The 24,815-nt window shown below is 70.1% G+C and carries 26 protein-coding genes; 12 read left to right on the forward strand and 14 right to left on the reverse strand.

Annotated elements, in window-relative coordinates; translation table 11 throughout:
* Positions 1-70: 70 nt before the first annotated feature.
* The gene (locus ACFVDO_RS06055; protein WP_378858165.1) at positions 71-1,012 is read left to right on the forward strand and encodes a glycosyltransferase family 2 protein; all 942 of its coding nucleotides are present in this window, start codon (positions 71-73) and stop codon (positions 1,010-1,012) included.
* Positions 1,013-1,028: 16 nt separating this feature from the next.
* Positions 1,029-1,802 carry an SDR family NAD(P)-dependent oxidoreductase gene (locus ACFVDO_RS06060; protein ID WP_378858164.1) on the forward strand — a complete coding sequence of 258 codons (774 nt, stop codon included), beginning with the start codon at positions 1,029-1,031 and terminating at the stop codon, positions 1,800-1,802.
* 67 nt (positions 1,803-1,869) lie between these two features.
* Here ACFVDO_RS06060 and ACFVDO_RS06065 read toward each other — a convergent pair whose 3' ends face one another.
* Complete coding sequence (locus ACFVDO_RS06065; protein ID WP_378858163.1) at positions 1,870-3,771, reverse strand: ABC transporter ATP-binding protein; 1,902 nt, start codon at positions 3,769-3,771, stop codon at positions 1,870-1,872.
* A 157-nt stretch (positions 3,772-3,928) separates the two neighbouring features.
* On the opposite strand from ACFVDO_RS06065, the gene ACFVDO_RS06070 reads away from it, so the two are divergent.
* Entirely contained in the window at positions 3,929-5,398 is a 1,470-nt protein-coding gene (locus tag ACFVDO_RS06070) for an MDR family MFS transporter (protein ID WP_378858162.1), read from the forward strand.
* 15 nt (positions 5,399-5,413) lie between these two features.
* On the opposite strand, the gene ACFVDO_RS06075 is transcribed toward ACFVDO_RS06070, so the two are convergent.
* Positions 5,414-5,569, reverse strand: coding sequence for a hypothetical protein (locus ACFVDO_RS06075; protein ID WP_378858161.1), 156 nt, complete (start codon positions 5,567-5,569; stop codon positions 5,414-5,416).
* 78 nt (positions 5,570-5,647) lie between these two features.
* On the opposite strand from ACFVDO_RS06075, the gene ACFVDO_RS06080 reads away from it, so the two are divergent.
* Complete coding sequence (locus tag ACFVDO_RS06080; RefSeq protein WP_378858160.1) at positions 5,648-6,217, forward strand: carboxymuconolactone decarboxylase family protein; 570 nt, start codon at positions 5,648-5,650, stop codon at positions 6,215-6,217.
* Entirely contained in the window at positions 6,214-6,687 is a 474-nt protein-coding gene (locus ACFVDO_RS06085) for a DUF6328 family protein (RefSeq protein WP_378858159.1), read from the forward strand. Before ACFVDO_RS06080 ends, ACFVDO_RS06085 begins: the two co-directional genes overlap by 4 nt.
* 17 nt (positions 6,688-6,704) lie before the next feature.
* Here the strand turns inward: ACFVDO_RS06085 and ACFVDO_RS06090 are convergent, their stop codons facing one another.
* Together ACFVDO_RS06090 and ACFVDO_RS06095 are read right to left on the reverse strand one after the other, a co-directional pair.
* Entirely contained in the window at positions 6,705-7,523 is an 819-nt protein-coding gene (locus ACFVDO_RS06090; RefSeq protein WP_378858158.1) for a DNA-formamidopyrimidine glycosylase family protein, read from the reverse strand.
* Between the two features lie 39 nt (positions 7,524-7,562).
* Positions 7,563-8,207, reverse strand: a complete 645-nt coding sequence (locus ACFVDO_RS06095) for a DUF1345 domain-containing protein (protein ID WP_378858157.1) — start codon at positions 8,205-8,207, stop codon at positions 7,563-7,565.
* A gap of 145 nt (positions 8,208-8,352) precedes the next feature.
* On the opposite strand from ACFVDO_RS06095, the gene ACFVDO_RS06100 reads away from it, so the two are divergent.
* Both ACFVDO_RS06100 and ACFVDO_RS06105 read left to right on the forward strand, forming a co-directional pair.
* A complete protein-coding gene (locus tag ACFVDO_RS06100; protein ID WP_378858156.1) occupies positions 8,353-8,649 on the forward strand; it encodes a Fe-S cluster assembly protein HesB in 297 nt (98 codons plus the stop codon).
* Between the two features lie 173 nt (positions 8,650-8,822).
* Complete coding sequence (locus tag ACFVDO_RS06105) at positions 8,823-9,446, forward strand: LysE family translocator (protein ID WP_378858155.1); 624 nt, start codon at positions 8,823-8,825, stop codon at positions 9,444-9,446.
* A gap of 6 nt (positions 9,447-9,452) precedes the next feature.
* Here ACFVDO_RS06105 and ACFVDO_RS06110 read toward each other — a convergent pair whose 3' ends face one another.
* From ACFVDO_RS06110 to ACFVDO_RS06120, 3 genes are read right to left on the reverse strand one after another with little or no spacing between them, the layout of a single operon-like run.
* Positions 9,453-10,283: a class I SAM-dependent methyltransferase gene (locus tag ACFVDO_RS06110; protein WP_378858154.1), complete on the reverse strand. Its 831-nt coding sequence runs from the start codon at positions 10,281-10,283 to the stop codon at positions 9,453-9,455.
* A 53-nt stretch (positions 10,284-10,336) separates the two neighbouring features.
* Positions 10,337-12,898, reverse strand: coding sequence for an ATP-binding protein (locus tag ACFVDO_RS06115; protein WP_378858182.1), 2,562 nt, complete (start codon positions 12,896-12,898; stop codon positions 10,337-10,339).
* Between the two features lie 23 nt (positions 12,899-12,921).
* The gene (locus ACFVDO_RS06120) at positions 12,922-13,332 is read right to left on the reverse strand and encodes a hypothetical protein (RefSeq protein WP_378858153.1); all 411 of its coding nucleotides are present in this window, start codon (positions 13,330-13,332) and stop codon (positions 12,922-12,924) included.
* Between the two features lie 141 nt (positions 13,333-13,473).
* Here ACFVDO_RS06120 and ACFVDO_RS06125 point away from each other — a divergent pair, with 141 nt between their 5' ends.
* Positions 13,474-14,094 (forward strand): LysE family translocator, encoded by a 621-nt coding sequence (locus tag ACFVDO_RS06125; RefSeq protein WP_378858152.1) that lies wholly within the window; start codon positions 13,474-13,476, stop codon positions 14,092-14,094.
* On the opposite strand, the gene ACFVDO_RS06130 is transcribed toward ACFVDO_RS06125, so the two are convergent.
* Genes ACFVDO_RS06130 through ACFVDO_RS06145 form a run of 4 tightly spaced genes read right to left on the reverse strand, consistent with a single transcriptional unit; the run spans position 14,058 to position 17,317 of the window.
* Complete coding sequence (locus tag ACFVDO_RS06130) at positions 14,058-15,134, reverse strand: tellurite resistance/C4-dicarboxylate transporter family protein (RefSeq protein WP_378858151.1); 1,077 nt, start codon at positions 15,132-15,134, stop codon at positions 14,058-14,060. The genes ACFVDO_RS06125 and ACFVDO_RS06130 overlap by 37 nt on opposite strands.
* Complete coding sequence (fdhD, locus tag ACFVDO_RS06135; RefSeq protein WP_378858150.1) at positions 15,131-15,997, reverse strand: formate dehydrogenase accessory sulfurtransferase FdhD; 867 nt, start codon at positions 15,995-15,997, stop codon at positions 15,131-15,133. The genes ACFVDO_RS06130 and fdhD overlap by 4 nt, the downstream gene beginning before the upstream one ends.
* A 10-nt stretch (positions 15,998-16,007) precedes the next feature.
* The gene (locus tag ACFVDO_RS06140) at positions 16,008-16,955 is read right to left on the reverse strand and encodes a Dyp-type peroxidase (protein WP_378858149.1); all 948 of its coding nucleotides are present in this window, start codon (positions 16,953-16,955) and stop codon (positions 16,008-16,010) included.
* Positions 16,952-17,317: a DUF488 domain-containing protein gene (locus ACFVDO_RS06145; RefSeq protein ID WP_378886842.1), complete on the reverse strand. Its 366-nt coding sequence runs from the start codon at positions 17,315-17,317 to the stop codon at positions 16,952-16,954. The genes ACFVDO_RS06140 and ACFVDO_RS06145 overlap by 4 nt, the downstream gene beginning before the upstream one ends.
* Positions 17,318-17,426: 109 nt before the next feature.
* On the opposite strand from ACFVDO_RS06145, the gene ACFVDO_RS06150 reads away from it, so the two are divergent.
* Positions 17,427-19,790 (forward strand): FdhF/YdeP family oxidoreductase, encoded by a 2,364-nt coding sequence (locus ACFVDO_RS06150; RefSeq protein ID WP_378858147.1) that lies wholly within the window; start codon positions 17,427-17,429, stop codon positions 19,788-19,790.
* Positions 19,791-19,864: 74 nt separating this feature from the next.
* Complete coding sequence (locus tag ACFVDO_RS06155) at positions 19,865-20,860, forward strand: hypothetical protein (protein ID WP_378858146.1); 996 nt, start codon at positions 19,865-19,867, stop codon at positions 20,858-20,860.
* 3 nt (positions 20,861-20,863) lie between these two features.
* Here ACFVDO_RS06155 and ACFVDO_RS06160 read toward each other — a convergent pair whose 3' ends face one another.
* Positions 20,864-21,427 (reverse strand): alpha/beta fold hydrolase, encoded by a 564-nt coding sequence (locus ACFVDO_RS06160; protein WP_378858145.1) that lies wholly within the window; start codon positions 21,425-21,427, stop codon positions 20,864-20,866.
* 249 nt (positions 21,428-21,676) lie between these two features.
* Here ACFVDO_RS06160 and ACFVDO_RS06165 point away from each other — a divergent pair, with 249 nt between their 5' ends.
* Positions 21,677-22,705 carry a hypothetical protein gene (locus tag ACFVDO_RS06165; protein WP_378858144.1) on the forward strand — a complete coding sequence of 343 codons (1,029 nt, stop codon included), beginning with the start codon at positions 21,677-21,679 and terminating at the stop codon, positions 22,703-22,705.
* A 7-nt stretch (positions 22,706-22,712) separates the two neighbouring features.
* Here the strand turns inward: ACFVDO_RS06165 and ACFVDO_RS06170 are convergent, their stop codons facing one another.
* Positions 22,713-23,291, reverse strand: a complete 579-nt coding sequence (locus ACFVDO_RS06170; protein ID WP_378858143.1) for a GNAT family N-acetyltransferase — start codon at positions 23,289-23,291, stop codon at positions 22,713-22,715.
* 107 nt (positions 23,292-23,398) lie between these two features.
* Here ACFVDO_RS06170 and ACFVDO_RS06175 point away from each other — a divergent pair, with 107 nt between their 5' ends.
* Positions 23,399-24,064, forward strand: a complete 666-nt coding sequence (locus tag ACFVDO_RS06175) for a nitroreductase (protein WP_378858142.1) — start codon at positions 23,399-23,401, stop codon at positions 24,062-24,064.
* Positions 24,065-24,077: 13 nt separating this feature from the next.
* On the opposite strand, the gene ACFVDO_RS06180 is transcribed toward ACFVDO_RS06175, so the two are convergent.
* A complete protein-coding gene (locus ACFVDO_RS06180; protein ID WP_378858141.1) occupies positions 24,078-24,809 on the reverse strand; it encodes a class I SAM-dependent methyltransferase in 732 nt (243 codons plus the stop codon).
* Positions 24,810-24,815: the final 6 nt, after the last annotated feature.

The raw sequence follows: 24,815 nt of genomic DNA on the forward strand, positions 1-24,815 counted from the left end.
GCAGGTTACGCCGCACCACCGACATCCGTAACCCCCGCCCGAGCTCATGCGCCGCAGATAGAATCGGCTGGTGCCCGAAGCGCTGGTGACCATGATCGTGCCCGGTCGCGACATCGCGGCGTATGCGCCCGCGGCGCTCGACTCGCTCCGCGCGCAGACCGAACAGCGCTGGCGGGCGATCCTCGTCGACGACGGCTCGACGGATGCCACGGGCGAGGTGTTCGCCGCGGCCGCCGCGGCCGACCCTCGCTTCGCGCTCGTCCGCCACGACGAGGCCCGCGGCCTCGGTGCCGCCCGCAACACCGCCCTCGACCTCGTCGACACGCCCTTCCTCGGCTTCCTCGACGGCGACGACGAGCTCACCCCCGGCGCGCTGGCGCGGATGACCGGGACGCTCGCCGAGACCGGCAGCGACTTCGCCGCCGGGGCCTACGTGCGCTCCCGCCTCGTCGACGGCCATTACCGCTCAGGGCGGGTGCAGCCCTGGACCACCGCGGCCACCGACCCCGAGCGCCTCGCCACGACGATCCACGCCCACCCCGCGGCATCCGCGAACATCGTCGCCTGGTCGAAGGTGAGCCGCACCGGCTTCTGGAACGACCGGCGCTTCCCCGTCGGCGTCGCCTATGAGGACCAGATCGTCGCGCAGCGCATGCACGTCGAGGCCCGCGCCTTCGACGTCGTCCCCGACGTGCTCGTGCGCTGGCGGCTGCGCGCCGACGGCACCTCGATCACGCAGGGCAAGGATCGGCTGCCTGTGCTCCGCGACTACCTCGCGGCGCTGCTCGGCGGCATCCGCGTGCTGCAGGAGGCCGGCGCCTCCGCCGCCGTCGTCGCCCGCCTCGACCTGATCCTGGCGATGGATGTGGCGCCGCTCGAGCACATCGCGTCGACGCATCCCGATCCGGCCTACCGAGCCGAGCTCGACGCGTTCACCGCGACGCTGCGCGCGCTGCCGGAGTTCGCGCTCGCCTCTCCCGACCCCGGGCTGTCCGAGGCGCTCGCCTGGTGACGGCTACGGTTGTGGGGTGAACGCCTACCTCGCCGACCTGTTCTCGCTGGAAGGCCGCACGGCCGTCGTCACCGGCGGCTCGTCCGGGATCGGACGCGGCATCGCGACTGCGCTCGCCCGCTCCGGCGCCGCCGTCGTGATCGTGGCGCGCGGCGAGGAGCGCATCGACGACACTGTTCGCGAGCTCACCGAGAGCGGATGCCGCTCCGCCGCCCTGCCGGGCGACCTGAGCACTCGCGAGGGCATCCACGCCGTCGCAGGCGCCGCAGCCGAGCCCTTCGGCGAGCCGGACATCCTGGTGCACTCCGCCGGCATCAACATCCGGCCGCCGTTCGCGGAGATCACGCAGGACGACTGGGACGCCACGATGACGGTGAACGCCCTCGCGCCGTTCCTTCTCGGCCAGCGCTTCGCACCCGGCATGGTGGAGCGCGGCTTCGGCCGACTCATCCACATCAGCTCGCAGCAGGCGCACCGAGCGTTCGTCGGCAGCGGCGTGTACGGCGTCTCGAAGGGCGCGATCGCATCGCTGGTGCGCTCCGAGGCCGAGGCCTGGGGCGGCACGGGTGTGACCAGCAACGCACTCGTGCCCGGATTCGTGCTCACCCCGCTGAACGCCCGGCTGCAGCAGGATCCGCAGAAGGTCGCCGAGCTCGCCGCACGCACCATGATCGGCCGCAACGGGGTGCCCGAGGACTTCGCCGGCGCCGCCGTGTTCCTGGCATCCGCGTCATCCGGCTACGTGACCGGCCAGCACCTGTTCATCGACGGCGGGCTGTCGGTGCACTGACCGCCCTTCGTCTCGCTTCGCTCGCTCAGGAACCGGGAATCTCGAGCCCCGCGCAAGACCGGACGCATCAGGCCTCTTCGAGCCCACGCGTCGCGGTGGACAGCTGCTCGGCGGCGAGCGAGGCGTACAGGCCGCCTCGGGCGAGCAGCTCGGCGTGGGTGCCGGACTCGACGATCCTCCCGGCCTCGACGACGTGGATGACGTCGGCACCGACCACGGTCGACAGTCGGTGCGCGATCGTCAGCGTGGTGCGGCCGCGGGCCGCGGCATCCAGCGCCTCCTGCACGACGCGCTCCGACACGGTGTCGAGCGCCGAGGTCGCCTCGTCGAGCAGCAGCACCGGCGGGTCCTTCAGCAGCACCCGCGCGATGGCGATGCGCTGCTTCTCACCGCCGGAGAGCCGATAGCCGCGCTCCCCCACGACCGTGTCGTAGCCCTGCTCGAAACCGGCGATGACGTGATGGATGTTCGCGGCGCGGCAGGCGGCCTCGATCTCTGCGTCCGTCGCCCCCGGCTTGGCGTAGCTGAGATTCTCACGGATCGTCGCGTGGAACAGGTACGTCTCCTGCGACACGATGCCGATGTCGTCGATGATCGACTCCTGACGAAGCCCGCGGACGTCCTCTCCCGCGAACCGCACGGCTCCCCCGGAGACCTCGTACAGCCGCGGCGCCAGATACAGGATCGTCGTCTTACCGGCGCCGCTCGGGCCGACGAAGGCGACATGGGTACCCGGCTCGGCGGTGAACGACACCCCGTCGAGGGTCGGACGCCCCGCGGCCGAGGCGTCAGGGTAACGGAACACGACGTCGTCGAAGACGATGCGCCCGCGCGGACCGGGGGCGTCCGCGACGTCGATCGCGTCCGGAGCATCCTGGATCTGCGGAACCATGTCGAGGTACTCGAAGATGCGCGCGAACAGCGCCTTCGACGTCTGCACGTCCAGCGCGACGCGCATCAGGCCCATCAGCGGCATCAGCAGCCGGGCCTGCACCGTCGTGAACGCGACGATGGCTCCGGCGGTGATGTCGCCGCTGCCGCCTGCGACGAACAGGCCGGCGACGAGATAGATCACCGCGGGGATCGACGACATCAGCACCTGGACGACGGCGAAGAAGCGCTGTCCGCTCATCGCCTGGCGCACCTGAAGGCGCACCTGGTTGCGGTTCTCGTCCTGATACCGCTCCGACTCGGTGCGCTGCCGGTTGAACGACTTCGAGAGCAGGATGCCGGACACGCTCAGCGTCTCCTGGGTGATGCTGGTGAGCTCGGACAGCGATTCCTGGGTCTGCCCCGCGATGCGCGCCCGCACCTGCCCGACACGGCGCTGGATGACCACGAGGATCGGCATGACGATGACGGCGATGATCGTCAGACGCACATCGATGATCAGCATCGCGACCAGCGAGGCGACGACGGTGACGGTGTTGCCGAGGATGCTGCTGACGGTGTTCGTCAGCACTCCCGCCACGCCGCCGACGTCGTTCTGCAGGCGGGACTGGATGACGCCGGTCTTGGTGCGCGTGAAGAAGCCGAGCTCCATCGCCTGCAGATGGTCGAACAGACGCACACGCAGGTCGCCGGTGACGGCGTTGCCGACGGTGGAGGTCAGCCAGGTCTGCACGACCCCGAGCACGGCCGAGAGCAGGTACAGCCCGATCATGGCCGCGACCAGCCCGCTCAGCAGCGTGATCACCGGTCCCCCGCCGTTCGCGGGGAACAGCGCGTCGTCGAAGATGCGCTGCACGAGCAGCGGCGGGACCACGCCGATCGCCGCGAGCAGCACCACCAGGATGCCGGTGATCACGATGCGCCAGCGATACGGCGCGAACAGCGTGACCACGCGGCGGCCGAGTCCCTCGATCTTCGGAGCCTCGGCGTTCAGCCTGCGCTGGGCCTCGATGTCGACCCCGCGGAACCCGCCGCCGCGTCCGCCTCCGCCGCCTCCGCCACCACCGCGCATGCTCATCGTTTCAGGCTACTGCCGGGCGGGGACAGGACGACGATTCATAAGAATGTCATCGCAGCGGGAATGGAATGTCGGAGGCATCCGTTACGCTGAACAACTCTCGCGGAACCGTCCAGTCTTCCGCATCCATCTCTTGCGCACCTCTCGGAGGAACCTCATGTCTGCCGTCGACACCGGCTCCATCCCGACCGCCACGAACCAGGTGATCCCGCGCAAGGACATGGCGGTGATCTGGGTGCTGCTCGCAGCCGCCTTCGTCGCGATCCTCAACGAGACCACGATGAACATGGCGATCCCGCACCTCATCACCGACCTGCGGATCTCACCGCTGGCCGCGCAGTGGGTCACCAGCGCTTTCATGCTCACGATGGCGGTCATCATCCCGACCACCGGGTTCCTCCTGCGCCGCTTCACGACCCGGCAGATGTTCATCGGAGCACTCACGCTGTTCTCCGCCGGCACGCTGCTGGCCGCGCTCTCGCTCGGGTTCCCGATGCTGCTCGGCGCGCGCATCGTGCAGGCATCCGGCACGGCGATCATGATGCCGCTGCTGATGACCACACTGATGAACCTCGTGCCGGCGGCGTCGCGCGGCCGGATGATGGGCCGTGTGAGCGTCGTCATGTCGCTCGCGCCGGCGATCGGTCCGACGCTGTCGGGCTTCCTGCTCGACCACTTCTCGTGGCGCTCCATCTTCGTCGTGGTGCTGCCGATCGCGCTGGTCGCGCTGGCCATCGGGTGGCGCTGGCTGACCAACGTCGGCGAGACCACGCACGCACCGATCGACGTGCTCTCGATCGTGCTCTCGGCGTTCGGCTTCGGCGGCCTCGTGTTCGGCCTCAGCCAGATCGGCGGACTCGGTTCGGGCGTCAGCTGGGCACCGATGGCGATCTCGCTCGTCGTCGGCGTCGTCGGTCTGGGCCTGTTCCTGCGGCGCCAGGTGGTGCTGCAGCGCAAGGACGATGCCCTGCTCGACCTGCGCATCTTCCGCTCGAAGGACTTCTCGCTGTCGATGGCGCAGATGTTCCTGCTGTCGCTGGCGTTCTTCGGCGCGATCACGGTGATCCCGCTGTTCCTGCAGGACGGTCTCGAGATCGCACCGACGGATGCCGGTCTGGTGATGCTTCCCGGCGCTCTCGCGATGGGTCTGCTCGGTCCGGTGATCGGCCGCATCTACGACGCCCGGGGCACGCGGATCCTGCTGATCCCCGGCTCCATCCTCGCCGCATCGATGCTGTGGTTCTACACGACCCTCGGCACCGGTACCTCGGTGTGGGTGGTCGCGATCGCGCAGACGCTGCTCTCGATCGGCCTCGCGCTGTCGTTCACGCCGCTGTTCACCGCGTCGCTCGCCTCGCTGTCGCCGAAGTTCTACTCCTACGGCAGCGCGGTCATCGGCACCGTGCAGCAGGTGGCCGGCGCTGCGGGCATCGCGGTGATGATGGCGATCTTCACCGCCGTCGCCGCGGCGAACGGCGGACCTCAGGCGCCCGCGGCTGTGGCCGCCGGTTCACGGGTGGCATTCACGATCGCCGCGGTCATCGCGACCGTAACGATCATCGGTGCCTTCCTGATCCGCAAGCCCGAGGACGACGGCTCCGAGGCACCCGCGCACGGCGGGCACTGATCGGCGGATGACGACCTAGTCTGCGTCCTCTTCGCGCTGCGCGCCGGGGAGGACGCAGAAGCCGTCGACGCACAGGCCCGCGGAGGGATCCCCGGCGCCGAGGAGCGTCAGCGGCGCGAGCGGCGACTGCTGCTCGTGCGCGGATTCCGTGGTGCTGCCGTGCGTGGTCATCCCTCGATGGTACGCCTGCCAGGAAGGGAGGGCTCCGAGCCCTTCCGTTCCTCTGCGGCGGCGAGTACCGTGCCGGGCATGATCATCACTCCTCCCGCGGCCGAGGGCGCGACCGGCAAGGTCGCCGAGATGTACGCGGACGACATCGAGGCCGACGGCTTCGTGTTCGGGCACACTGCGGCGATGGCGACGAATCCCGAGGCGTATGCGGCGTTCGAGTCGCTGATCCGGGCAGTGGTGCCGTCGATCGGCATCGGCGTCTACGAAGCCGCGACGCTGGGCGCTGCACGGGCGATCGGCTCGCCGCACTGCCTGCTCGCGCACGGCCGCAAGGCGCTCCGCGCCGACGTGATCGACGAGGCGGGCCTGGGCGGCTTCGCGCACGGCGACGACTCCGCGTTCTCGGACGCCGAGCAGGCCGTCATCCGGTACGCGGCGCGGCTGTCCACCGATCCCGCCTCGATGACGGATGCCGACACGCAGGCCCTCCGCGACGCCGGCTTCGACGACCGGCAGATCGTGGACATCACCTTGGCCGCTGCGGCCCGGAACTACTTCAGCCGGGCGTTGCTCGCCCTCGCCGTGCCGACGGACGAGGTGCCGGGCCTCGACCCGGGGATCGCCGCTGCGCTGCGAGCCGCGAGATGACGGACGACGACGACGGACGCACCGAATCGCCCGAGGGCAGAGCCGATCGCAACTGGAACGAGCTCATGCAGGAGCTCCGGGTGATGCAGACGGGCACCCAGGTGCTGACCGGATTCCTGCTGGCCGTCGCGTTCCAGCCCCGGTTCACCGAACTCAGCGATCAGCAGCGGATCCTGTACGTCGCCCTGGTGCTCGCGGCCGCGACCGCGACCGTGCTGGCGCTCGCGCCGGTCGGCCTGCACCGGCTGCTGTTCCACCAGCACCGCAAACCCGAACTGGTGCGCATCGCCAACGTCCTCGTGAAGGCGAATCTGGTGGTCATCGGTGCCCTCACCGTGGGGGTGACCGCACTCATCCTGGACGTGACTCTGGGTCGCGTCGCTGCGGTGTCCGCCGCGATCGTCGGCGTGGTCCTGATCGTGGTGCTGTGGATCGGCCTGCCATCACTGGTCAGGCGCCGGCAGGGCTGACCCGTAGGAGCCGCCGGTCAGGCGGGTTCGGCCTGGCAGGTCGGGCACATCTGGGCGGACGCGCCGCCGAAGATGTGATCGACGACGGTGTCACCGCACACCGGACAGGCCTCGCCTCCCCTGCCGTGCACGGCCATCGCGGCCACCTTGGTCTGCTTCAGGCGGTCGGCGGGCACACCCCGGCGGTCGGCGACAGCGCCGCGCATGACTTCGACGGTCGCCAGGTAGAGCCGCTCCCGCTCCGCGGGCGTCAGCACCGAGGCGTGAGCGGTGGGCGACAGCCGGGCCCGGTGCAGGATCTCGTCGGAGTACGCGTTGCCGATGCCTGCGATCGAGCGCTGCTCCTGCAGCAGCGCCTTGATCTGCTTGCGCCGGGTGCCCATCGCACGCTCGAGGTCGGCCGGCGCGAACTCAGGTGATATCGGGTCCGGTCCGAGGTCGGCGACACCCGTCACGTCGTCCGGCGCATCCACGACCCAGACGGCGACCGCGAGGAAGTCTCCGGTCTCGGCGATCTCCAGCAGGGCGCCGTCATCGAGCGTGATCGCCCCTACGGCGAAGCCGGGGGCATCCGGATCGGGCGTACCGCCCGGACGCCAGCGCACCCAGCCGTTGCGCCCGAAACTCAGCACCAGCCACTGACCGCCCAGGTCGAGCCCGAGATACTTGCCGAAGCGGCGCACCCCGTCGACGCGCGCCCCGGCGACGGATGCCGGCGGCCGGTCCCTCGTCTTCACGATCCGCCTGTCCACGCCCTCGACGGAGGCGATCGCATGACCGGCCATCCGCTCGTCGAGCTGTTCTGCGAGCGCCTGCACTTCTGGAGACTCGGGCATGGGCCCATCCTGCCACCGGGCGCCGACGCCCACAGGCGTTCAGCCGCCCAGGCTGGTGACGAGGTTGATGACGGTCGCCAGGATCACCGCGCCGAACAGATACGCGAGCAGCGTCTGCGCGATCACGATCCGGCGGATGCCGTTGGTCTGGACGTTCGTGTCCGACACCTGATAGGTCATCCCGAGGCCGACCGAGAAGTACGCGAAGTCGGTGTACTCCGGGTCTTCCTGCTGGTTGAACGAGATGCCGCCGGCAGGCTCGGAGTAGTAGATCCGCGCGTAGCGGAGCATGTAGTCGGTCTGGATGAGCGCCCAGGACGCCGCGACGCCCAGCACGGCGATTGCGGCGAGCACGTACCCCTCGATCTCCGGGGCGTTCCGTGCCTGCAGCACGACGACACCGACCGCGACGAGGCTGATCAGGCTGCCGATGATCGCGATGAGACGGGCGATGCGGCGCCCCGGATCCTCGGCCAGCGCGTGCGCCCTGGTGGCCGCGGCATCCATCGGCCAGACCAGCAGCAGCACCCAGATCGTGTTCACCAGCGCGAGTGTGCCCCAGCCGCCGACGATCCCCGCCGCGGGGCCGAAGAGGACCCCGGTGCCGACGCCCGCGACGACGCCGAGCAGCACCGAGCTGACTGTGCGCAGACGCACTTGCGCGCGAAGAGCGGACTGGGCCATGCCCGCATGGTACGCGCCGGAAGCGGCACTGGGTGTGAATGTCGTCAGAGTCCTCGTGCCCCGGTTGAGGATGTCGGCCCAGTGCGGAAACGTGGCCCGGACACCGCGCCGGACGGTGCGGTGACGCCAACCGGAAGGAAGCGCAATGCTCACCCTGACCGAGAACGCCAGCACGATCGTGACGACCCTCGTCACACGCCAGACCACCGATCCCGGTGCCGGTCTGCGCATCCACCCGACCGAATCGGCCACGACCGAGGAGCCCCGCTTCATGGTCTCGGTCGCACCGGCCCCGGAGCCCGGCGACGACATCGTCGACTCGGAGGGCACCCGCGTGTTCCTCGAGCACGAGGCTTCCGAGGCCCTTTCCGACAAGGTGCTCGACGCCGGAGTCGACGAGCAGGGGGCGGTGTCCTTCACCCTGCTTCCGCAGCCGGCCTGAGCTCTCCCCGGAACCGCCGCTCCCACCCGGGTGCGGCGGTTCCGGCATGTCCGGGGCCCTCATGGCAGCGGGCAGCGGGCAGCGGGCAGCGGGCACGAAAACACCATGAAATCGGAGGCGATCATCATGGGTCGGCACCGGGGGAAACGCCCCCGGTATCCGGGGGGATTCGCATGCCGAGTATGGAGATGCTGCTGGCGTTCGCCGCTACAGCACTGATGATAGCCGCGGTGCCAGGCCCTTCAGTGGCCTACGTCATCGCTCGCAGCTCGCAGCACGGCACCGCCGCCGGGCTGTTCTCGATGATGGGACTCGGCGCGGGAGTGATCGTGCACACGGCACTCGCCGCGGCCGGTGTCGCCGCGCTGCTCGCGCTGGTGCCGATGGGCATGGAGGCGGTCGGCTGGGCCGGCGCCGGTTACCTTGTCTGGCTCGCCGTCCACACGGTGCGCACGCGCCGAGCCGAGCAACCGGCGGACGGCCCTGCCCCGCTCCCGCACCGCGGCCGGCTCTTCCTCGACGGGCTCCTCGTCGACGTCCTCAACCCCAAGACGGCGCTGTTCTTCCTCGCGTTCCTGCCGCAGTTCGTGCGACCGGACCGTGGGCCGTCGGCCCTGCAGCTCGGTGTCCTCGGCACTCTCTACATGCTGATCGCCGTCTCCTGCTACAGCACGTACGCGGTGCTCGCCGGGCATCTGACGAGTCGTCTGAGGGATTCCCGGCTCGCCCGGAGCCGCATCGCGCTGGTGAGCGCCACGGTCTACGTCGTGCTGGCGGCGGTCGTGCTCGTGGTCTGATCCGGATCAGGCTGTCTGTCCTCTCGGCACCGGGCGCCGCCCCCACGCGTACACGACCTCGTAGAACCAGGCGCGCAGCCGAGGATCCCGCATGATCTCGCGATAGCGACGCAGATCCTCCGCCGACAGCCCTGCCCGCAGCAGCGGTCCCTCGCCCTGAATGCTGAGATTCACGTGGCATCGGGCGCTCGTGTCGCCGCCGCGCGTGAGCGGACGGTAGGCCTCGGCGCGCACACCGCGCAGGCCTGCGTCGAGCATCCTCTCGTACATCTCGCTCGCCCAGGCGTACGACTGACCGGCCTGCGGCCCGACGATGTCGTAGGCGGCGTGCGCGTATCGGTCCCAGACGGCGCGGTCACCGTCCTCGGGCAGCGCGACGGCGGCCGGCATCTCGCTGATGTCCCCGAGCACCAGCCATCCGCCCGGTGCGAGAGCTTCCACGAGCCGGGGCAGGATCTGCTCGCGTTCCGGCAGGTGCAGCATCACGAGGCGCGCGTGGATGAGATCGTACGGTCCACCCGGCACGCTGTCGCGGATGTCGTGCTGACGCACCTCGACACGGGTTCCTCCGATCAGGTTCCCGGGATCGAGGTCGATCGCGAGCACCTCCCCGTCGGTGCGCTCGGCGATCGCGCGGGCGACGGAACCGTTGCCCGCGCCGACCTCCAGACACCGCGGATACTCGGGAAGCGGCAGCGCGTCGAGCACGCTCAGCGTGTGGCGATCCAGCACCGTCGAGAGCGCGTCGAGATGCACGGCGCCCAGACGGGATCCGCTCTCGAAGAGGTAGTCGGGGGCGGCCTCGGCCGTCGTCCGGTCGGTCGTGGTGTTGCGCATGCACGTCCTCCGTCTCCCGTGGAATGCCGACGGTTGCGCCGACCCGGGTCACGCTAGAGGAGCCCGCTTTCCGCGCTCTTTCCTGTTGAGATCCGTGTCGTCGCCGGCGCGACCCCTTCCGCAAGCGCCGCCACGGTCTCCGCTCGCGGATCCTCGAGGTCGGCGTACATCTCGGCGGCCAGAGTGAGCTCCGCCCTGGCCCGCTCCGCGTCGCCACGGTCGGCGAGGACGGCGCCGAGTGCGGCCCTCATCCTCGCCTCGTGGCCGGTGAAGCCGTGCTCCGCGGCATAGGCGACCGCTTCGCGGTGCATCGCCGTGGCCACTTGACGGTCGGCGGTGGCCTCGACGTACATCTCGAGCACCCCCATCGCCACCTCGACGCTGCCGTCCCCGCGAGCCATGCCGATCGCCGTGCGCAGGGCGTCGTGCCCTGCGCCTTCATCACCGAGCCTGAGCCGTGCTCGACCGACGGCCGCCAGAGCGAGGATCCGCACCTTGGGCTCCCCGACTTCCTCGGCCAGTCGCTCCGCGTCGCGCGCGAGCCCCTCCGACTCGGCGACACGACCACGGCTGAAGGCCGCGTCGGCCAGTCCGAGCAGCATGCCCGGACGACGCATCGGAAGCTCGCCCTCATCGCACAGCCGCAGTCCCTCCTGCAGCAGTTCCTCCGCCCCCTCCGGATCCCCGGAGCGGAGCCGGCACTCCGCGAGGCAGCTCAGCCCGATCGCGATCGAGTATGCACCGTCGTGTTCCCGAAGCACCGGCATGACCTGTTCCAACAGTTCCTCGGCCTCGCGAAGACGGCCGCGCAGGGCCGTGATCATCGCGAGGTTCCCGGTCGATCGCGCCCGTCGCGCAGGATCACCGAGGGAATCAGCGATCCGGATCGCCGTCCGGTACTCGCGCTCGGCTCCGGCGAGGTCGCCGAGATTGCGCCGATTCGCGCCCAGCCGAACATGGCCGCCGTACTCCGCGATCGCGTTCCCCGTGCGGCGAGCGACCTTCACCTCCTGCTCGTGCAGACGCAGACCGTCGGCGTACAGTCCGTTGTCCCGCAGATGGACGTGCCAGGCCTTGGCCAGCACGAGGATGAGGTCTGCATCCCCGTCCTGGGCCCGCTCCAGCGCGGCCAGCGCGTTGGGCCATTCCCTGCGGAGCCAGTCCTGCGCTTCCGGGATCGCCGCGAACTCCGGGATCGGCCCGTCGGTGACGATCGGCTCCTGCGCCAGATACTCCCCGTCGGGGAACGACACGCGCAGCGCCTCCTGCGCTCCGCGAGCGTAGAACGTCAGGAGGCGAGTGCGAGCGGCCGACGCAGCCGCAGGACCGTCCTCGGCTGCACGCTCCGCAGCGTAGGCGCGCAGCAGGTCGTGCTGCCGGTACCGACCCGTGGCGGAGCGCTGCGCCAGGTGCATGTGCACCAGGGCCTCGGCCCGCCGCCGAACCTCGCGCGCAGGCAGGCCGCAGAACGCCGTGAGACCGAGCAGATCGATGTCGGCTCCCGGCAGCTGGCCCAGTCTCTTGAACACCTGAGCGCTCTCCGGACGCAGCGCCCGGTACGACCACGAGAGCACCGCGCGGATGTCGGTGGCGGCGCCGTCGTCGGCGTCGAGCAGATCGAGTCGATCGCGCTCATCGCACACTTCCCCGAGAAGCTCCGCCGGCGTCAGATCCTGCCGTGCGATCAGCTCCTGCGCGGCGATCCGCAGCGCCAGCGGCAGGTCGCCGCACACCCGGGCGAGTTCCTGGACAGCTGCAGGATCGTCGTCGGCGCGCTGCCCGATCAGTCTGCGCAGCAGGGTGGCCGAGGCCTCGGGCGCGAGCGGCGATGCCACGACGACATCCGCCCCCTCGCGAGCGGACAGCCCCGGCAGGTCGTTGCGACTGGTCACGAGGACGGTGCTGTCCGAGCTCCCGGTCAGCAGCGGCCGCACCTGATCGGTCTCCCTGGCATTGTCGAGCACAACCAGCATCCGACGCGCGGCCGTCAGACTGCGCCACAGTGCGGTGCGCGCGTCGGCACCGGGCGGGATCCGATCCGGAGCGAGGCCGAGGGATGCCAGGACGGATGCCAGCGCGTCCTCCGCCGCAGTCGGCGCGTCATCGCTGTAGCCACGCAGATCGATGAAGATCTGGCCATCGCGGAACGAGGCGAGGTGCCGGTGGCCCCATGCGACGGCAGCCGCGGTCTTACCGACCCCCGCCATGCCCGTGATGACCCGCAGGCGCACCTGCGCAGGATCACCGATCAGGTCGAGGAACTGGTCGCGCCCGGTGAGCGGGACGTCGGGTGGGAGCTCGGACGGCACCGCAGACCTGCTGTTCGGCGCATCCTCGCCGAGGGCCTGCGTCTGGGCTTCGCGCAGCGCCGGTCCAGGGTCGAGACCGAGCTCATCCCGCAGGGCGACGCGGATCCTGTCGTACACGGCGAGCGCATCCGCCGGTCGACCGGCGTCCTGCAGCGCACGCATGAGCAGGGCCGCGTACGGCTCATGCAGCGGCTCGGCCGCCAGCGCGGCGCCCGCGCGATCGATCACCTCGGAGGTCCGACCGCACAGCAGCTGCGCCTCGCACCACGCCTCCATCACCCAGCGCCGTCGATCCGCCCAGCGCAGTGCCTCAGCGGAATCGGTGAGCTCTAGGACGTCCTCGAGGGGTCACCGCGCCAGAGCGCGAGGGCTTCTGAAGTGATGTCCACGACGGCATCGGGCGAGCGCTGCTCGACCAGAAGGCTGGCGGCGAGGCGGTCGAACGCCGTGACGTCCGACTCGTCCTCCCCCACTCGCAACCGGTATCCGCCGGGATCGAGGCTCAGTCGCGCGGGATCGTCCAGGCGGCTCCGCAGACGGTGCACCGCCAGTTGCAGCCGGGGCTGCGCAGTGCTCGGAGGTTCGTCGGGCCATATCCCATCGGTCAGCGCCTGCACCGGCACCGGGTGGTTCGCCTGCAGCAGCAGCGTCGCCAGCACGAGCCGCTGCACCCGGCCGGGCGGCGTGACATCGACGTCACCCCTGTGCACGCGCAGAGGTCCCAGGGTCTCGAACCTCACCGTGTCGTCCTCATCGACCGCATCCCCCCGAATGCCCATCCGCCGCGCCGTCGCCGAGCATCGGAAAGCGCCGAGCAAGTGGAGTCCCTCATCATAGGGCGGCGACGGGGGAAGGGCCACCGGGTGTTGGGGAGCGGACGAATGCCGAGTCTGGAGATGCTCATGGCGTTCGCGGGTGCCACGCTGCTGGTCGTCGCGATCCCCGGTCCCTCGGTCGCGTACGTCGTCGCGCGCAGCTCCCAGCACGGCAGAGCCGCCGGACTGTTCTCGATGCTCGGCCTCGAGGCCGGCGCGGCCGTGCACGCTGCGCTGGCAGCGGCCGGTGTCGCGGCGCTGCTCGCGCTGGTGCCGCTGGGCATGGACATCGTCGGCTGGGCGGGCGCCGCCTACCTCGTATGGATGGCTGTGCGGACCGTGCGCGAGCGCGCCGCCGAGCAGGAGGACGCCGGGCCGATCGTGCCGCAGCGCGGACGCCTGTTCCTGGACGGTCTCCTCGTAGACCTGCTCAACCCGAAGACCGCGCTGTTCTTCCTGGCCTTTCTGCCGCAGTTCGTACGGCCCGACCGCGGCCCGTCGGCTCCGCAGCTGGCCGTGTTGGGTGCGCTGTTCGTGCTGATCGCCGCGGCCTGCGACAGCGCCTACGCGGTGCTCGCCGCGCGCCTCACCGTGCGGCTGCGCGGCTCACGCACCGCCCAGCGCCGGATCGCCCTCGCCACAGCGGCGGTCTACGTCGTGCTGGCGGCGGTCGTGCTCGTGGTCTGAGCCGGCCCTCCACGCCGGCCGCCCCACAGCACGAGCACCAGGTGATGCAGCATCCCGGTGAAGACGATCGCCCACACGACAACGGCGACGGCGACCCCGATCAGGCCGATCTGCTCGACGGCGGGCAGGTCGTCGACCCGCCCGACCAGGATGGATGCCACCGAGAACATGCCCACCGGGAACACCATCGACCACAGGGTGGGCTCGTATCTCAGCGGCACTCTGTGCACCACGTGCCGCCAGATCCCGGCGCCCACCAGCGCGGGGATGAGCCACGCACAGAAGGTCCAGAACACGGCGACCGTGGCGGTGACCAGGGGGCGGACCGCGTCGACCATGGGCGAGTTCACCATCCCGACGACGCCCGAGCCGGCCACCACGGCGATCGCCAGCGCTCCCATCGTGACCCAGAACGTCGGGTCGAACTCCCGCGGCGTGATCCCGAAATGCACGATGCGCAGCAGCACCAGGATCGCGACGGCGACGTACAGGCTGACCCCGACCGACCAGGCCAGCACCGCCAGCATCCCGGCCCAGGGCCCGGCGTCGAACACCGGCTGCAGCTGTGCGACCGCCACAGCCACCGACTGGCTCGCCACTGCCCAGATGAACCAGCTGCCGTTGGTGCGCGCGAGGACGGGCTTCCCGTCGCGGGTGAGCAGCACCTGCCACGGCAGCGCGTAGCCGAACACGAACCAGAGCAGCACGGCGAAGAGCAGCATCCACAGCGATACGACGGTGAGACCGGCCATGCTCAGCCGCACGGCCAGCACGTCGGTGCCGGCGATGATCGTGAAGAACCCGAACGCCTTCGACGGGTCGCGCAGATCGGCCACCAGTTCGCGCCGGAACGAGGACGCCCGCCAGATGTAGAGCACCCACAGCACCGCATAGGCGACCACGGCGATCCACATCAGGATGTCGGAGAGCGGCTCCCAGCCGGCATCGTGCAGTCCGACCGAGATGATGCCCGTGCCCATCACAAGGGCGAAGTAGCCCGGCGCGAGATGCGCCACGGCGTCGCGGATCGGCGCGCTCATGCCTGCAGGGCACCGCCGCGCGCGGGCTCCGGCACGCGCACGCGTGCCGGATTCGAGTACACGTTCATCGTCCGCTCCCGCAGGAACCCGACCAGCGTCAGCCCGCGCTCCTCGGCGAGTTCGGCGGCGAGCGAGGACGGCGCAGACACGGCGGCGAGGATCGGGATGCCGGCCATGACGGCCTTCTGCACGAGTTCGAAGCTCGCCCGGCCGGAGACCTGCAGCACTGTGCCACTCAACGGCAGCCGGTCGTTCAGCACCGCCCAGCCGACCACCTTGTCGACGGCGTTGTGCCGCCCGACATCCTCGCGCAGCACCAGCAGCTCGCCGGTCGCGGCGTCGAACAGCGCGGCCGCGTGCAGTCCGCCGGTCTTGTCGAACGCCTCCTGCTGCGCGCGCAGCAGGTCGGGGAAGGCGGTGAGCGTCTCGGCGTCGACAACCACGTCATCGGATGCCACGTCGTAGCGCGAGATCGTCGCGACCTGATCGATGCTGGCCTTGCCGCACACCCCGCAGGAGCTCGTGGTGTAGAACGCACGGGCCTGCTCCGGCGAGGGCGGGACGACGCCGGGGGCCAACGCGACGTCGAGCACGTTGTAGGTGTTCTCCGCGCCGCCGGTGCCCGGCCCGCCGCAGTGGATCGCCGAGCGGAACTCCGCACCGGAGGCGATGATCCCCTCCGACACGAGGAACCCCGCGGCCAGCTCCACGTCGTGCCCCGGGGTGCGCATGGTGACCGCGAGCGGTGCGCCGGCGACGCGGATCTCGAGCGGCTCCTCGACGGCGAGGGTGTCGGCACGGCGCCGCGTCCCCGCGTCCAGCGCGACCCTCAGCACCGAGCGTCTGGTCGTGATCCGTCCCATGGATCCGAGGCTACCCCTGCGCCGGGTCGTCACCCAGGGCGGCGAGCAGTTCGGCGGAGGGCGCGAAGAACGTCGTTCCGGTGAGCGGAGTCGAGAAGTCTAGCAGCCTGTCGTGCAGGCCCGGCGGATCGCCGATGAACATGCGCTCAAGCATGCGCTCCAGCACCCACAGCCGGCGGGTGTACCCGATGAAGTAGGTGCCGTACTCGCCGTGCGCGGGGCGCGCGAACGGCATGTTGTCCCGCAGGATGTCGTGCTCGCCGTGCTCGTCCTCGATCGTCGCGAGGGTCTTGTGCGCCTTCTGGCTGTCTGCCGGCGCATCCGGCAGCTCGACGTTGTCGGCCTTGCGCCGGCCGAGGATGGCCTCCTGCTGCTCGGTGCTCAGCGCCTGCCAGAGCGAGAGCGGATGCGTGTACTTCTGCACGACCACGTAGCTGCCGCCGCGGTACGCCGGATCCTCGTCGCCGATCAGCGTCGCCTCCGGCAGGTCGGGGCCGACCGGATTGGCGGTTCCGTCGATGAAGCCCAACAGGTCGCGGGCGTCGAAATACCGGAAGCCCTGCGTCTCGTCGGCCGGGCTGACCGCCGGACCGAGGGCGTCCAACAGCAGCCGCTCGAACTCGACGCAGAGGTCGGTGCGGTCGGCGCGGATGTGGAACAGCAGGTCGCCGGGGGTGGCTATCGCGGTGTGCTTCTGCCCGGCGATCTCGCGGAACGGATGCAGCTCAGCGGGCTGCGCGCGACCGGTCAGCGCCGCCCAGACCCGGCTGCCGATGCCGATCGTGCAGGACAGCCTGGCGTGCGGGTCGCGGAACCCGACCGTCTTCAGCAGATCGTCGATGCCCGAGACGACGTCGCGGACCGTGTCGATCGCACCGTCCTGGTCGGTGACGGTGACCACGAGGAAGATCGTCGAGCGGGTGAGTGGGGCGTCGATCTGCTGCGATGCGCCGCTCATGCGTCTGCCCCGGTGAGCAGCTGCCGCAGCACGGTGGCCTCGCTGATGTCGTCGCGCTTCGCGGCGGTGAGCAGCGTGAGCGGTCCCGTCGCTGCGAGCGCTCGCAGCGACGCCAGAGCCTCCGCATGCTCCGGATCCTCGAGTTCGACGAGATATCGCTGCGCGAACTCGGGGAACTTCTCCGGGTCGTGCGCGTACCACTTGCGCAGCTCGGTCGAGGGCGCGACATCCTTGCACCATTCGTCGAGCTCGGCGCGTTCCTTGCTGATGCCGCGCGGCCAGAGCCTGTCCACCAGCACCCGCTTGCCGTCTGAGGGTTCCGGATCTTCGTAGATCCGCCGCACCTGCACGTTCACGGTCATCCCGCCTCCTCGTCGCTCCTCAGTGTGCCACTCCGTCATGACCGCGGTGCGGCCCTGGGTGCGACGCCGACCCGGGCGTAGGGTCGAGCGTGACGGAAGGACGGCGATGATGGCGGACACGGCGACCGAGGGCTCCGGAGACGGCGAGCAGATGAGTGGGATCGCACTCGGGCTGATGCCCGACCGACCGCGCCAGGGCGGCTTCGGACCCGCCACGGACAGGTCCTGGTCGAGCTCGCCGTACCGGCATCCGGCCGCCGGTTGGGGTGCCGCGCTCTCGGTCGGCGAGGTGCTGGTGCGCCAGCAGCAGCCGGTGCTCGGCACGAGGGCGATGTTCATCATGAACCATCCGGTTCGCGGCTTCGACTGCCCCGGCTGCGCCTGGCCGGACGACAAGGGCGTGCGACTGGACATCTGCGAGAACGGCATCAAGCACGTCACCTGGGAGATGACGCGCAAGCGCGTGGATCGCGACTTCTTCGCCGCGCACACGGTGACCGAACTGGCCGGATGGACCGACTTCGACCTCGAGGACCAGGGGCGGCTCACCGAGCCGATGACCTACGACGCGGAGACCGACCGCTACGTGCCGATCCGCTGGCACGAGGCGTTCGCGCTGATCGGGGCGGAGCTGCGCGCGCTGGAGTCCCCCGATCAGGCCACGTTCTACACCTCGGGGCGGCTCAGCAACGAGGCGTCGTTCCTGTACCAGCTGATGGTGCGCGAGTACGGCACGAACAACCTTCCGGACTGCTCGAACATGTGCCACGAGGCATCCGGCCGCGCTCTGACCGCGTCGATCGCCACCGGCAAGGGAACAGCCGATCTGGAGGACTGGGAGCTGTGCGACGCGCTGTTCGTGCTCGGCGTCAACGCCGCCTCCAACGCACCGCGCATGCTCACCTCGCTGGCGCAGGCGGTGGACCGCGGCGCGCAGGTGGTGCACGTGAACCCGCTGAACGAGGCCGGATCGACGCGCACGATCGTGCCGCACGAGATCCTCGACATGGCGCGCTTCAAGACCACCGAGACCAGCACCGACAACCTGCAGGTGCGTCCCGGCGGCGATCTCGCCCTGATCCGCGGGATGGCCAAGGCCGTCTTCGAGGCTGCGCAGGACGACCCCGGTGTGCTCGATGTGGCCTTCCTCGAGATGTACACGACGGGACTCGACGAGTACCGTGCGATCGTCGAGGCGACGACGTGGGCCGAGCTGGTGCAGCAGTCCGGGCTCGCCGAGGCCGACATCCGGCGCGCGGCAGGCGTCTACCTGGCCGCCGAGCGCACGGTGATCAGCTGGTGCCTCGGCGTGAGCCAGCACGAGCACGGCGTCGACACGGTGCGCGAGATCGTGAACCTGCTGATGCTGCGCGGCAACATCGGCAGGCCGGGCACCGGTCCCTCCCCCGTGCGCGGGCACAGCAATGTGCAGGGCAACCGGACCTGCGGCATCAACCACAACCCCACCGAGGTCTTCCTGGAGAGGCTCGACGAGGTGTGCGGCATCCGCTCGCCGCGCGGGCGGGGACTCGACACCGTGCACACGGTCGCCGGCATGCACGCCGGGGCCGTGAAAGTGTTCGTCGGCATGGGCGGCAACTTCGTGCGCGCGGCTCCCGACACGCCGTTCACCGCCGCCGGCCTGCGGCAGTGCAACCTGACCGTGCATGTGAGCACCAAGCTCAACCGCAGCCATCTCGTGCACGGCGCCAAGGCGCTGATCCTGCCCTGCCTCGGGCGCACCGAGAAGGACGAGCAGCGCGACGGCGTGCAGGGCATCTCCACCGAGGATGCGATGAGCTCGGTGCAGCTGTCGATCGGCGCGCGGCGACCGGCGTCACCGCAGCTGCTCAGCGAGCCGGCGATCATCGGCGGCATCGCCCGCGCGACGATGCCCTCCAGCAGCACGCCGTGGGAGGACTACGTCGCCGACTACGACCGGATCCGCGACGTGATGTCGCAGGTGCTGCCCGGCTTCGAGGGGTTCAACGAGCTGGTCCGGCAGCCGTACGGGTTCCGCATCCCCCAACCCGCCCGCGAACGGGACTTCCGCACCCCGTCGGGCAAGGCCGAGTTCTCGCACGCCCCGCTGCCGGACGTCATCCCGGAGGATGCCGACGTGCTCGTGCTCCAGACCATACGCTCGCACGACCAGTGGAACACCACGATCTACTCGAACGACGACCGGTACCGCGGCGTGAAGAACATCCGCGAGCTCATCCTGATGAACCGTCGCGACATGCGCGATCGGGGCCTGGCCGAGGGTGCCCTCGTCGATGTCGTTTCGACGTCGAAGGACGGCTCGACGCGCGCGGTTCGCGGCTTCCGCGCCCTGGAGTACGACGTGCCGCGCGGCAGCGCCGCCGGCTACATGCCCGAGCTGAACGTGCTGATCGGGGCGGCCGACTTCAGCGCGCAGAGCGACCAGCCGCTGATGAAGAGCATCCGGGTGCGGGTGTCGCCCTCAGCCTGATCTCACCCCCGCGGGGCATCCCGGTCACCCCCGCGGGTGAATCGCCGCGGTCGGCTCGGGGTTTGGCTGGGGACATGACCGAGACCGCAGAGCGCTCCCCCGTCACGACTCCGCCGTCGCCCGTCCCCTCGCGCGTCTCCCATCGGCTCACCGTGGTGACGCTGCTCTGGCTCGCCTGCTATGCCGTCGTGCGGACTGTGCTGGTCGTTGTGGACCCGCAGGTGCCGCTCTCCGCCGTCCGCGCCGACCTGATCGTCATCACCGGATGGTGGAGCGTCGCCCCGCCCGTGGTCGCTTTCGCGGCCGTCGCCGCACAGGCCGCTGTCGGCGCCAGACTGCCCAGGGCAGCGCTGCGCTGGTCAGTCATCACCGCAGGCACCCTCACGGCGGCCGCACTGATGCTCTCGGGCGCTCTGATCCTGCTCGATCTCGTCGGCGGCATCCTGCCCGGCCTCGGCGTGGTGTTCTTCCCCTTCGGCGCGCTCAGCCGCACCGTCTGCGTCGTCGCCGCGGCGCTCACGGCCGCGCACACCTGGCGGTTCTGGAAGACGACCCGGGGGCCGGGATCGCCGCGACCGCGACCCGCGCGCACTCCCGGCTGGGTCGTCGTGGCCGGCTACGCGGTGGTGGCCGCCTGCGTCATCCGCCTGACCGCGCAGCTGTTCGTGGGCATGGAGAATACCCCGTTCGCGGCGAGCCCGGCATCCGTCCTGTTCGAGGTGGCCTTCCTGCTCGCCGGCACCCTGCTGCCGCTCGCACTGGTGCACCGCTGGGGCAGGATCTGGCCCGGCTGGGTGCCGTGGCTGCACGGCCGCCGCGTGCCGAGGATGCTGCTGATCATCTGCGGCGGTGTGCTCGGCGCCTCGATGGTCGCCTACTTCGGCATGATGACCGCGCAGATGATCATCGAGCGGATGCAGGGACGGAATCCGTTCCCGCCCGCCGACAGCGAGGGCCTGCCGGAGTGGTTCTTCTGGGTCTCTGTTCCCGCGTACCTGATCTGGGGCGTCGGCCTGGCGATCGGCACGATCAGCTACGCGCGGATCACCGCGCCGGAGCGGAGCGCGTGAGCGTCAGTCCCAGTCGAGGTACTCCTCGATGACGACGGCGGTCTCGATCGGGTGCGTCATCGGGAAGAAGTGATCGGCGCCCTGGATGCTGGTGATGCTGGCGCGATCGGTCGCCGTTGCCTGCAGGGCGACGCCGTTGGCGGAGGGTGTGACGACGTCCTCGGTGCCCTGGATGATGAGGATCGGGATCGCGGGAGCCAGCGGCGTCTCGTTCTCCTCGACGCCGAGCAGCAGCAGGCCGTTCACGCGGTCGGTGTGCTCACCGGCGAAGACGCGGGCGACGGTTCCGCCGGCGCCGTGACCGCCGATCCAGGCGTCCTCGAGTCCGACGTGATCCATCACGGCGAGGGCGTCCTCGACGCGCTCGGCCACAGTGCTGTCGTCGGAGCGCGCGCCGATGCGCAGCACGCGGAAGCCGGCCTCCTCGGCCAGGTAATGACCGACCGACCCGAGCGCTCCGCCGTCCATGCCGACACCGGGGATGAGGACGAGCGCGACGGGACCGGGACCCTCATCGACATAGGACACGGAGCGGCCGTCCGCCTCGAAAATGCTGTTCTCTGCCACGGGTGCTCCTCCTGGTGCCGTACGGGATGTGCCTGAACAACCCTACTTGGCGGAGCCCGCATCATCCCAGGCGGCCCGATTAGGCTGAGTCGGCACAAACCCGACGAAAGCGACACTCCCCTGACCTCCTCACCCCAGCACGCCCCCCTTGACGATCCTCGCAGCGCTCTCGTCAGATATCTGACCAAGACCTCCGGCTACTACGTCGCCGAAGCCGTCGGGCTGCTCACGGCCAAACTCGCATCGCTGGTGCTCGCCGGGGTGCTCGTCTGGGCGATCTTCATGGGCTTCGAGGAGTTGGAGAGCATCTTCGCCGGCATCATCCTGTGCGTGTTCCTGATCCCCTGCATCATCGTGTGTCTCTGGATCGGGCTGTTCATGTTCACGGTTCCGGCGCTCGAGCGCCTGGGGGACGCGAAGCTGTTCCGGCGGGTCCGCGGCGGCGACCGGGACGGGAGCACCGCACCGGCCCCGCTGCCGGACGACGCCCTGCTCTCGAGCCGGAGCGCACAGGGTCTGCTGCTTCAGCGGACGGCGGTCCTCCTGGTGCTCGGCCTGCCCGCGGCGGCCTTCATCGGCTACTGCCTGCTGGCCTATCTGAACGAACTGCGGCAGCTGCTGTTCGGCCCGCCCTCGGTCCGGTACTGGGACTGGCGAGCGCCCTCGAACCTCACCGTGATCGGCGAGCAGCTGTTCAACTCCGACAACCTCGGGATGCTGATCCTCGTGCCGTCGATCTCAGCGATCTTCCTGGTCGCCGGGATCTCGCTCGCAGTCCTCGCGCTCCCGCTGCTCACCAGGCGCGGCGCCGACGCGATCGACCTGGCGGTCACGGACTCGGGCGTGATCGTGCGCGGCGGGCTGGCGATCGACTGGGATGAGATCGCCGAGATCATGGTCGTCCAGGACACCCGAGCCGGCGCGGTGTTCGGTCAGCGTCGGGAGCGTGCGATCGTCCAGCCGCGCGCCGTGATCAATCTGACCTTCTTCCCGCACCACTCCCGCACCCGGATCGTGTTCATCCCCAGCGACTTCCGCGGCCTCCTCGCGCGGGCGGGGCGGTCGCGCAGTCTGCACGCGGACCGCGCGCACGACTGCGGCTACGCGCTCGCCGACCTGTGGGTGCACGAGCCGAAGGCGGTCGAAGAGGTCTGCACCGAGCTCACCCGCATCGCCCGCCGCACACACGTCACGTTGACCAACCACGAGCGCGGCACCAACCTGAACGACCTGCTGGAGCGCTCACCGGGATGGCTCGGCGGCATGTTCACCCGCTGACGCGCGGTCAGGCCGCGGCTGCGTCACTCGACCCGTTCCGCGCGTCCCAGTCGCGGCGCAGCAGGCCGTAGACCCACGAGTCCGAGACGACGCCGTCGACGATGCAGTCCTCGCGCAGAGTGCCCTCGTGCACGAACCCGAGCTTCTCCAGCACTCGCGCGGATGCCGGGTTGCGGGTGTCTGCCTCGGACTGGACGCGGTTCAGGTCGAAGGCGCCGAAAGCCCACCCGAGCAGGGCCTCGGACGCCTCGGTCGCATAGCCGTGCCCCCAGGCGTCCTGCTTCAGCGCGTATCCGAGGGATGCGCTCCGGAAGTCCTCGTCCCAGTCGCCGAACGTCGCCCAGCCGAGGAAGGAGCCGTCCGACCTGCTCTCGATCGCGACCCGCGCTCCGGTCCCCTCCTCGGAAACTCGCCGGCACTTGTCCAGGAAGCGGGTGATGTTCGCCCGATCCGTCCAGGGCGACGAGTCCCAGTAGCGCAGCACGTCGGCATCGCTCATCAGGGCGAAGAGCTCGTCGCCGTCGGCATCCGTGAACGGGCGCAGCCGCAGCCGCTCGGTCTCGAGGACGGGGGTGGGAACAGTCATGTGCGCCATCGTCGCACGACTGGATGCTCGAACGCCGGACCCGCCTTGCCATGTCGGCAATGCGCGACGGTCGAGGTCGCCCGGTCGATATGTGAGGATCGTTGGTCATGGACGTCTTCGAAGCAGTCGACTCCCGACGGGCAGTGCGGGCGTTCAGCGACGCACCGGTCCCCAGGGACCTCCTGATGCGCGTTCTCGAGGTGGCGACGCGGGCTCCGTCGAGCGGGAACCTTCAGCCGTGGCACGTGTACGTCGTCGCCGGCGAACCGTTGATCCGCCTGAAGGAACACGCCTCCGCACGGGCTGCAGCGGGTGACCCCGGCGATCCGCGACAGTACCCGATGTATCCGGCGCCGATGCCCGCGCCGTATGACGACAGGTTCACCACCGCCGCTGCGCAGCGGTACGGAGCCCTCGGCATCGAGCGCGACGACCCCGAACGTCCGCAGAAGATCGCGGCGCTCAACACCGATGGCTTCGGCGCACCTGTCGTCATGTTCTTCTACATCGATTCCGCCATGGGACCGGGGCAGTGGGCAGACGTCGGAATGCATCTCCAGACCGTCATGCTCCTGCTGCGCGCCGAGGGGCTGCACAGCTGCCCGCAGGTGATGTGGACGATGTTCCACAAGACAGTCCGCGAGGCGGTGGGTGCACCCGAGAGCCAGATCCTGCTCTGCGGGCTCTCAGTGGGCTACGAGGACGAGTCCGTTCCCCGCCTTCGAACCGGCAGAGCGCCGCTGCAGGAGACGGTGACGCTGCTCGGCCTCTGAGCGCCCGGGGCGCTCAGCGCCGAGCCACGGGTTGCGCTTCGAAGACCATGGTCCGCTGACCGTCGAACGGCGTGCGCTGCCAGTCGCCCCACACGGCGGTGACCTCGAAGCCTGCGGCGCGCAGATCGGCCTCGATCTCATCCCGGCTGCGGAAGACGAGCAGCTCCTCGATGACGACGGTCTCGCCGGTGTCCTCGAAGCGGTTGAAGGCGCGCAGCAGCACGGCGCCTTCCCCCCTCCCCTCGACCTCACTCCACTCCGTCAGCGGGCCGTGCACGGTGTCACGGACGGAGGGGGTCTCCTGCGCCCAGGACTCCCACGCGCGGGCATCCGGGTTACGACTCTCGAAGGCGAGCGTCGCGCCCGGCGCGGCGACGGCGCGCAGGTCGCGCAGCGTGCGCTCCCAGTCCCCATGCGGGATGTGCTGGGCGATGTTCCCCGACATCAGGATCAGGTCGAAGCCCTCCTCCGGGAGCGCGCGGGTGTCACCGTCGATCCACGTCACCTGTTCGGCGCCTGGCCTGCTACGCGCATATGCGAGCATCGCCGGTGACGGGTCCAGGCCGACCACGCTCCGTCCCGGGGCCGGAAGGGTCACCGTCAGGATGCCCGTCCCGCATCCCACGTCGAGGATGCGAGTGGCGTCCACGGCGAGCGACCGGTAATAGTCGTGGTCGGGCCCGTCGGGATTGTCGAGGTCGTACAGGTCGACGACTCGAGGGTCGTAGTCCGGAGCATCCGTCACCCCGGC

It is taken from the genome of Microbacterium sp. NPDC057741 (assembly GCF_042798735.1).
Lineage (GTDB): Bacteria > Actinomycetota > Actinomycetes > Actinomycetales > Microbacteriaceae > Microbacterium.

What these genes read in the sequence shown, in the direction of transcription:
- ACFVDO_RS06080 (WP_378858160.1), top strand. Translation starts at nt 5,648, where the DNA reads ATGATCATCACTCCTCCCGCGGCCGAGGGCGCGACCGGCAAGGTCGCC.
- ACFVDO_RS06090 (WP_378858158.1), bottom strand. Translation starts at nt 7,523, where the DNA reads ATGCCCGAGTCTCCAGAAGTGCAGGCGCTCGCAGAACAGCTCGACGAG.
- ACFVDO_RS06155 (WP_378858146.1), top strand. Translation starts at nt 19,865, where the DNA reads ATGACCGAGACCGCAGAGCGCTCCCCCGTCACGACTCCGCCGTCGCCC.
- ACFVDO_RS06110 (WP_378858154.1), bottom strand. Translation starts at nt 10,283, where the DNA reads ATGCGCAACACCACGACCGACCGGACGACGGCCGAGGCCGCCCCCGAC.
- ACFVDO_RS06100 (WP_378858156.1), top strand. Translation starts at nt 8,353, where the DNA reads ATGCTCACCCTGACCGAGAACGCCAGCACGATCGTGACGACCCTCGTC.
- ACFVDO_RS06105 (WP_378858155.1), top strand. Translation starts at nt 8,823, where the DNA reads ATGCCGAGTATGGAGATGCTGCTGGCGTTCGCCGCTACAGCACTGATG.
- ACFVDO_RS06140 (WP_378858149.1), bottom strand. Translation starts at nt 16,955, where the DNA reads ATGAGCGGCGCATCGCAGCAGATCGACGCCCCACTCACCCGCTCGACG.
- ACFVDO_RS06065 (WP_378858163.1), bottom strand. Translation starts at nt 3,771, where the DNA reads ATGAGCATGCGCGGTGGTGGCGGAGGCGGCGGAGGCGGACGCGGCGGC.
- ACFVDO_RS06150 (WP_378858147.1), top strand. Translation starts at nt 17,427, where the DNA reads ATGGCGGACACGGCGACCGAGGGCTCCGGAGACGGCGAGCAGATGAGT.
- ACFVDO_RS06170 (WP_378858143.1), bottom strand. Translation starts at nt 23,291, where the DNA reads ATGACTGTTCCCACCCCCGTCCTCGAGACCGAGCGGCTGCGGCTGCGC.
- ACFVDO_RS06175 (WP_378858142.1), top strand. Translation starts at nt 23,399, where the DNA reads ATGGACGTCTTCGAAGCAGTCGACTCCCGACGGGCAGTGCGGGCGTTC.
- ACFVDO_RS06075 (WP_378858161.1), bottom strand. Translation starts at nt 5,569, where the DNA reads ATGACCACGCACGGCAGCACCACGGAATCCGCGCACGAGCAGCAGTCG.
- ACFVDO_RS06085 (WP_378858159.1), top strand. Translation starts at nt 6,214, where the DNA reads ATGACGGACGACGACGACGGACGCACCGAATCGCCCGAGGGCAGAGCC.
- fdhD (WP_378858150.1), bottom strand. Translation starts at nt 15,997, where the DNA reads ATGGGACGGATCACGACCAGACGCTCGGTGCTGAGGGTCGCGCTGGAC.
- ACFVDO_RS06125 (WP_378858152.1), top strand. Translation starts at nt 13,474, where the DNA reads ATGCCGAGTCTGGAGATGCTCATGGCGTTCGCGGGTGCCACGCTGCTG.
- ACFVDO_RS06070 (WP_378858162.1), top strand. Translation starts at nt 3,929, where the DNA reads ATGTCTGCCGTCGACACCGGCTCCATCCCGACCGCCACGAACCAGGTG.
- ACFVDO_RS06095 (WP_378858157.1), bottom strand. Translation starts at nt 8,207, where the DNA reads ATGGCCCAGTCCGCTCTTCGCGCGCAAGTGCGTCTGCGCACAGTCAGC.
- ACFVDO_RS06130 (WP_378858151.1), bottom strand. Translation starts at nt 15,134, where the DNA reads ATGAGCGCGCCGATCCGCGACGCCGTGGCGCATCTCGCGCCGGGCTAC.
- ACFVDO_RS06145 (WP_378886842.1), bottom strand. Translation starts at nt 17,317, where the DNA reads ATGACCGTGAACGTGCAGGTGCGGCGGATCTACGAAGATCCGGAACCC.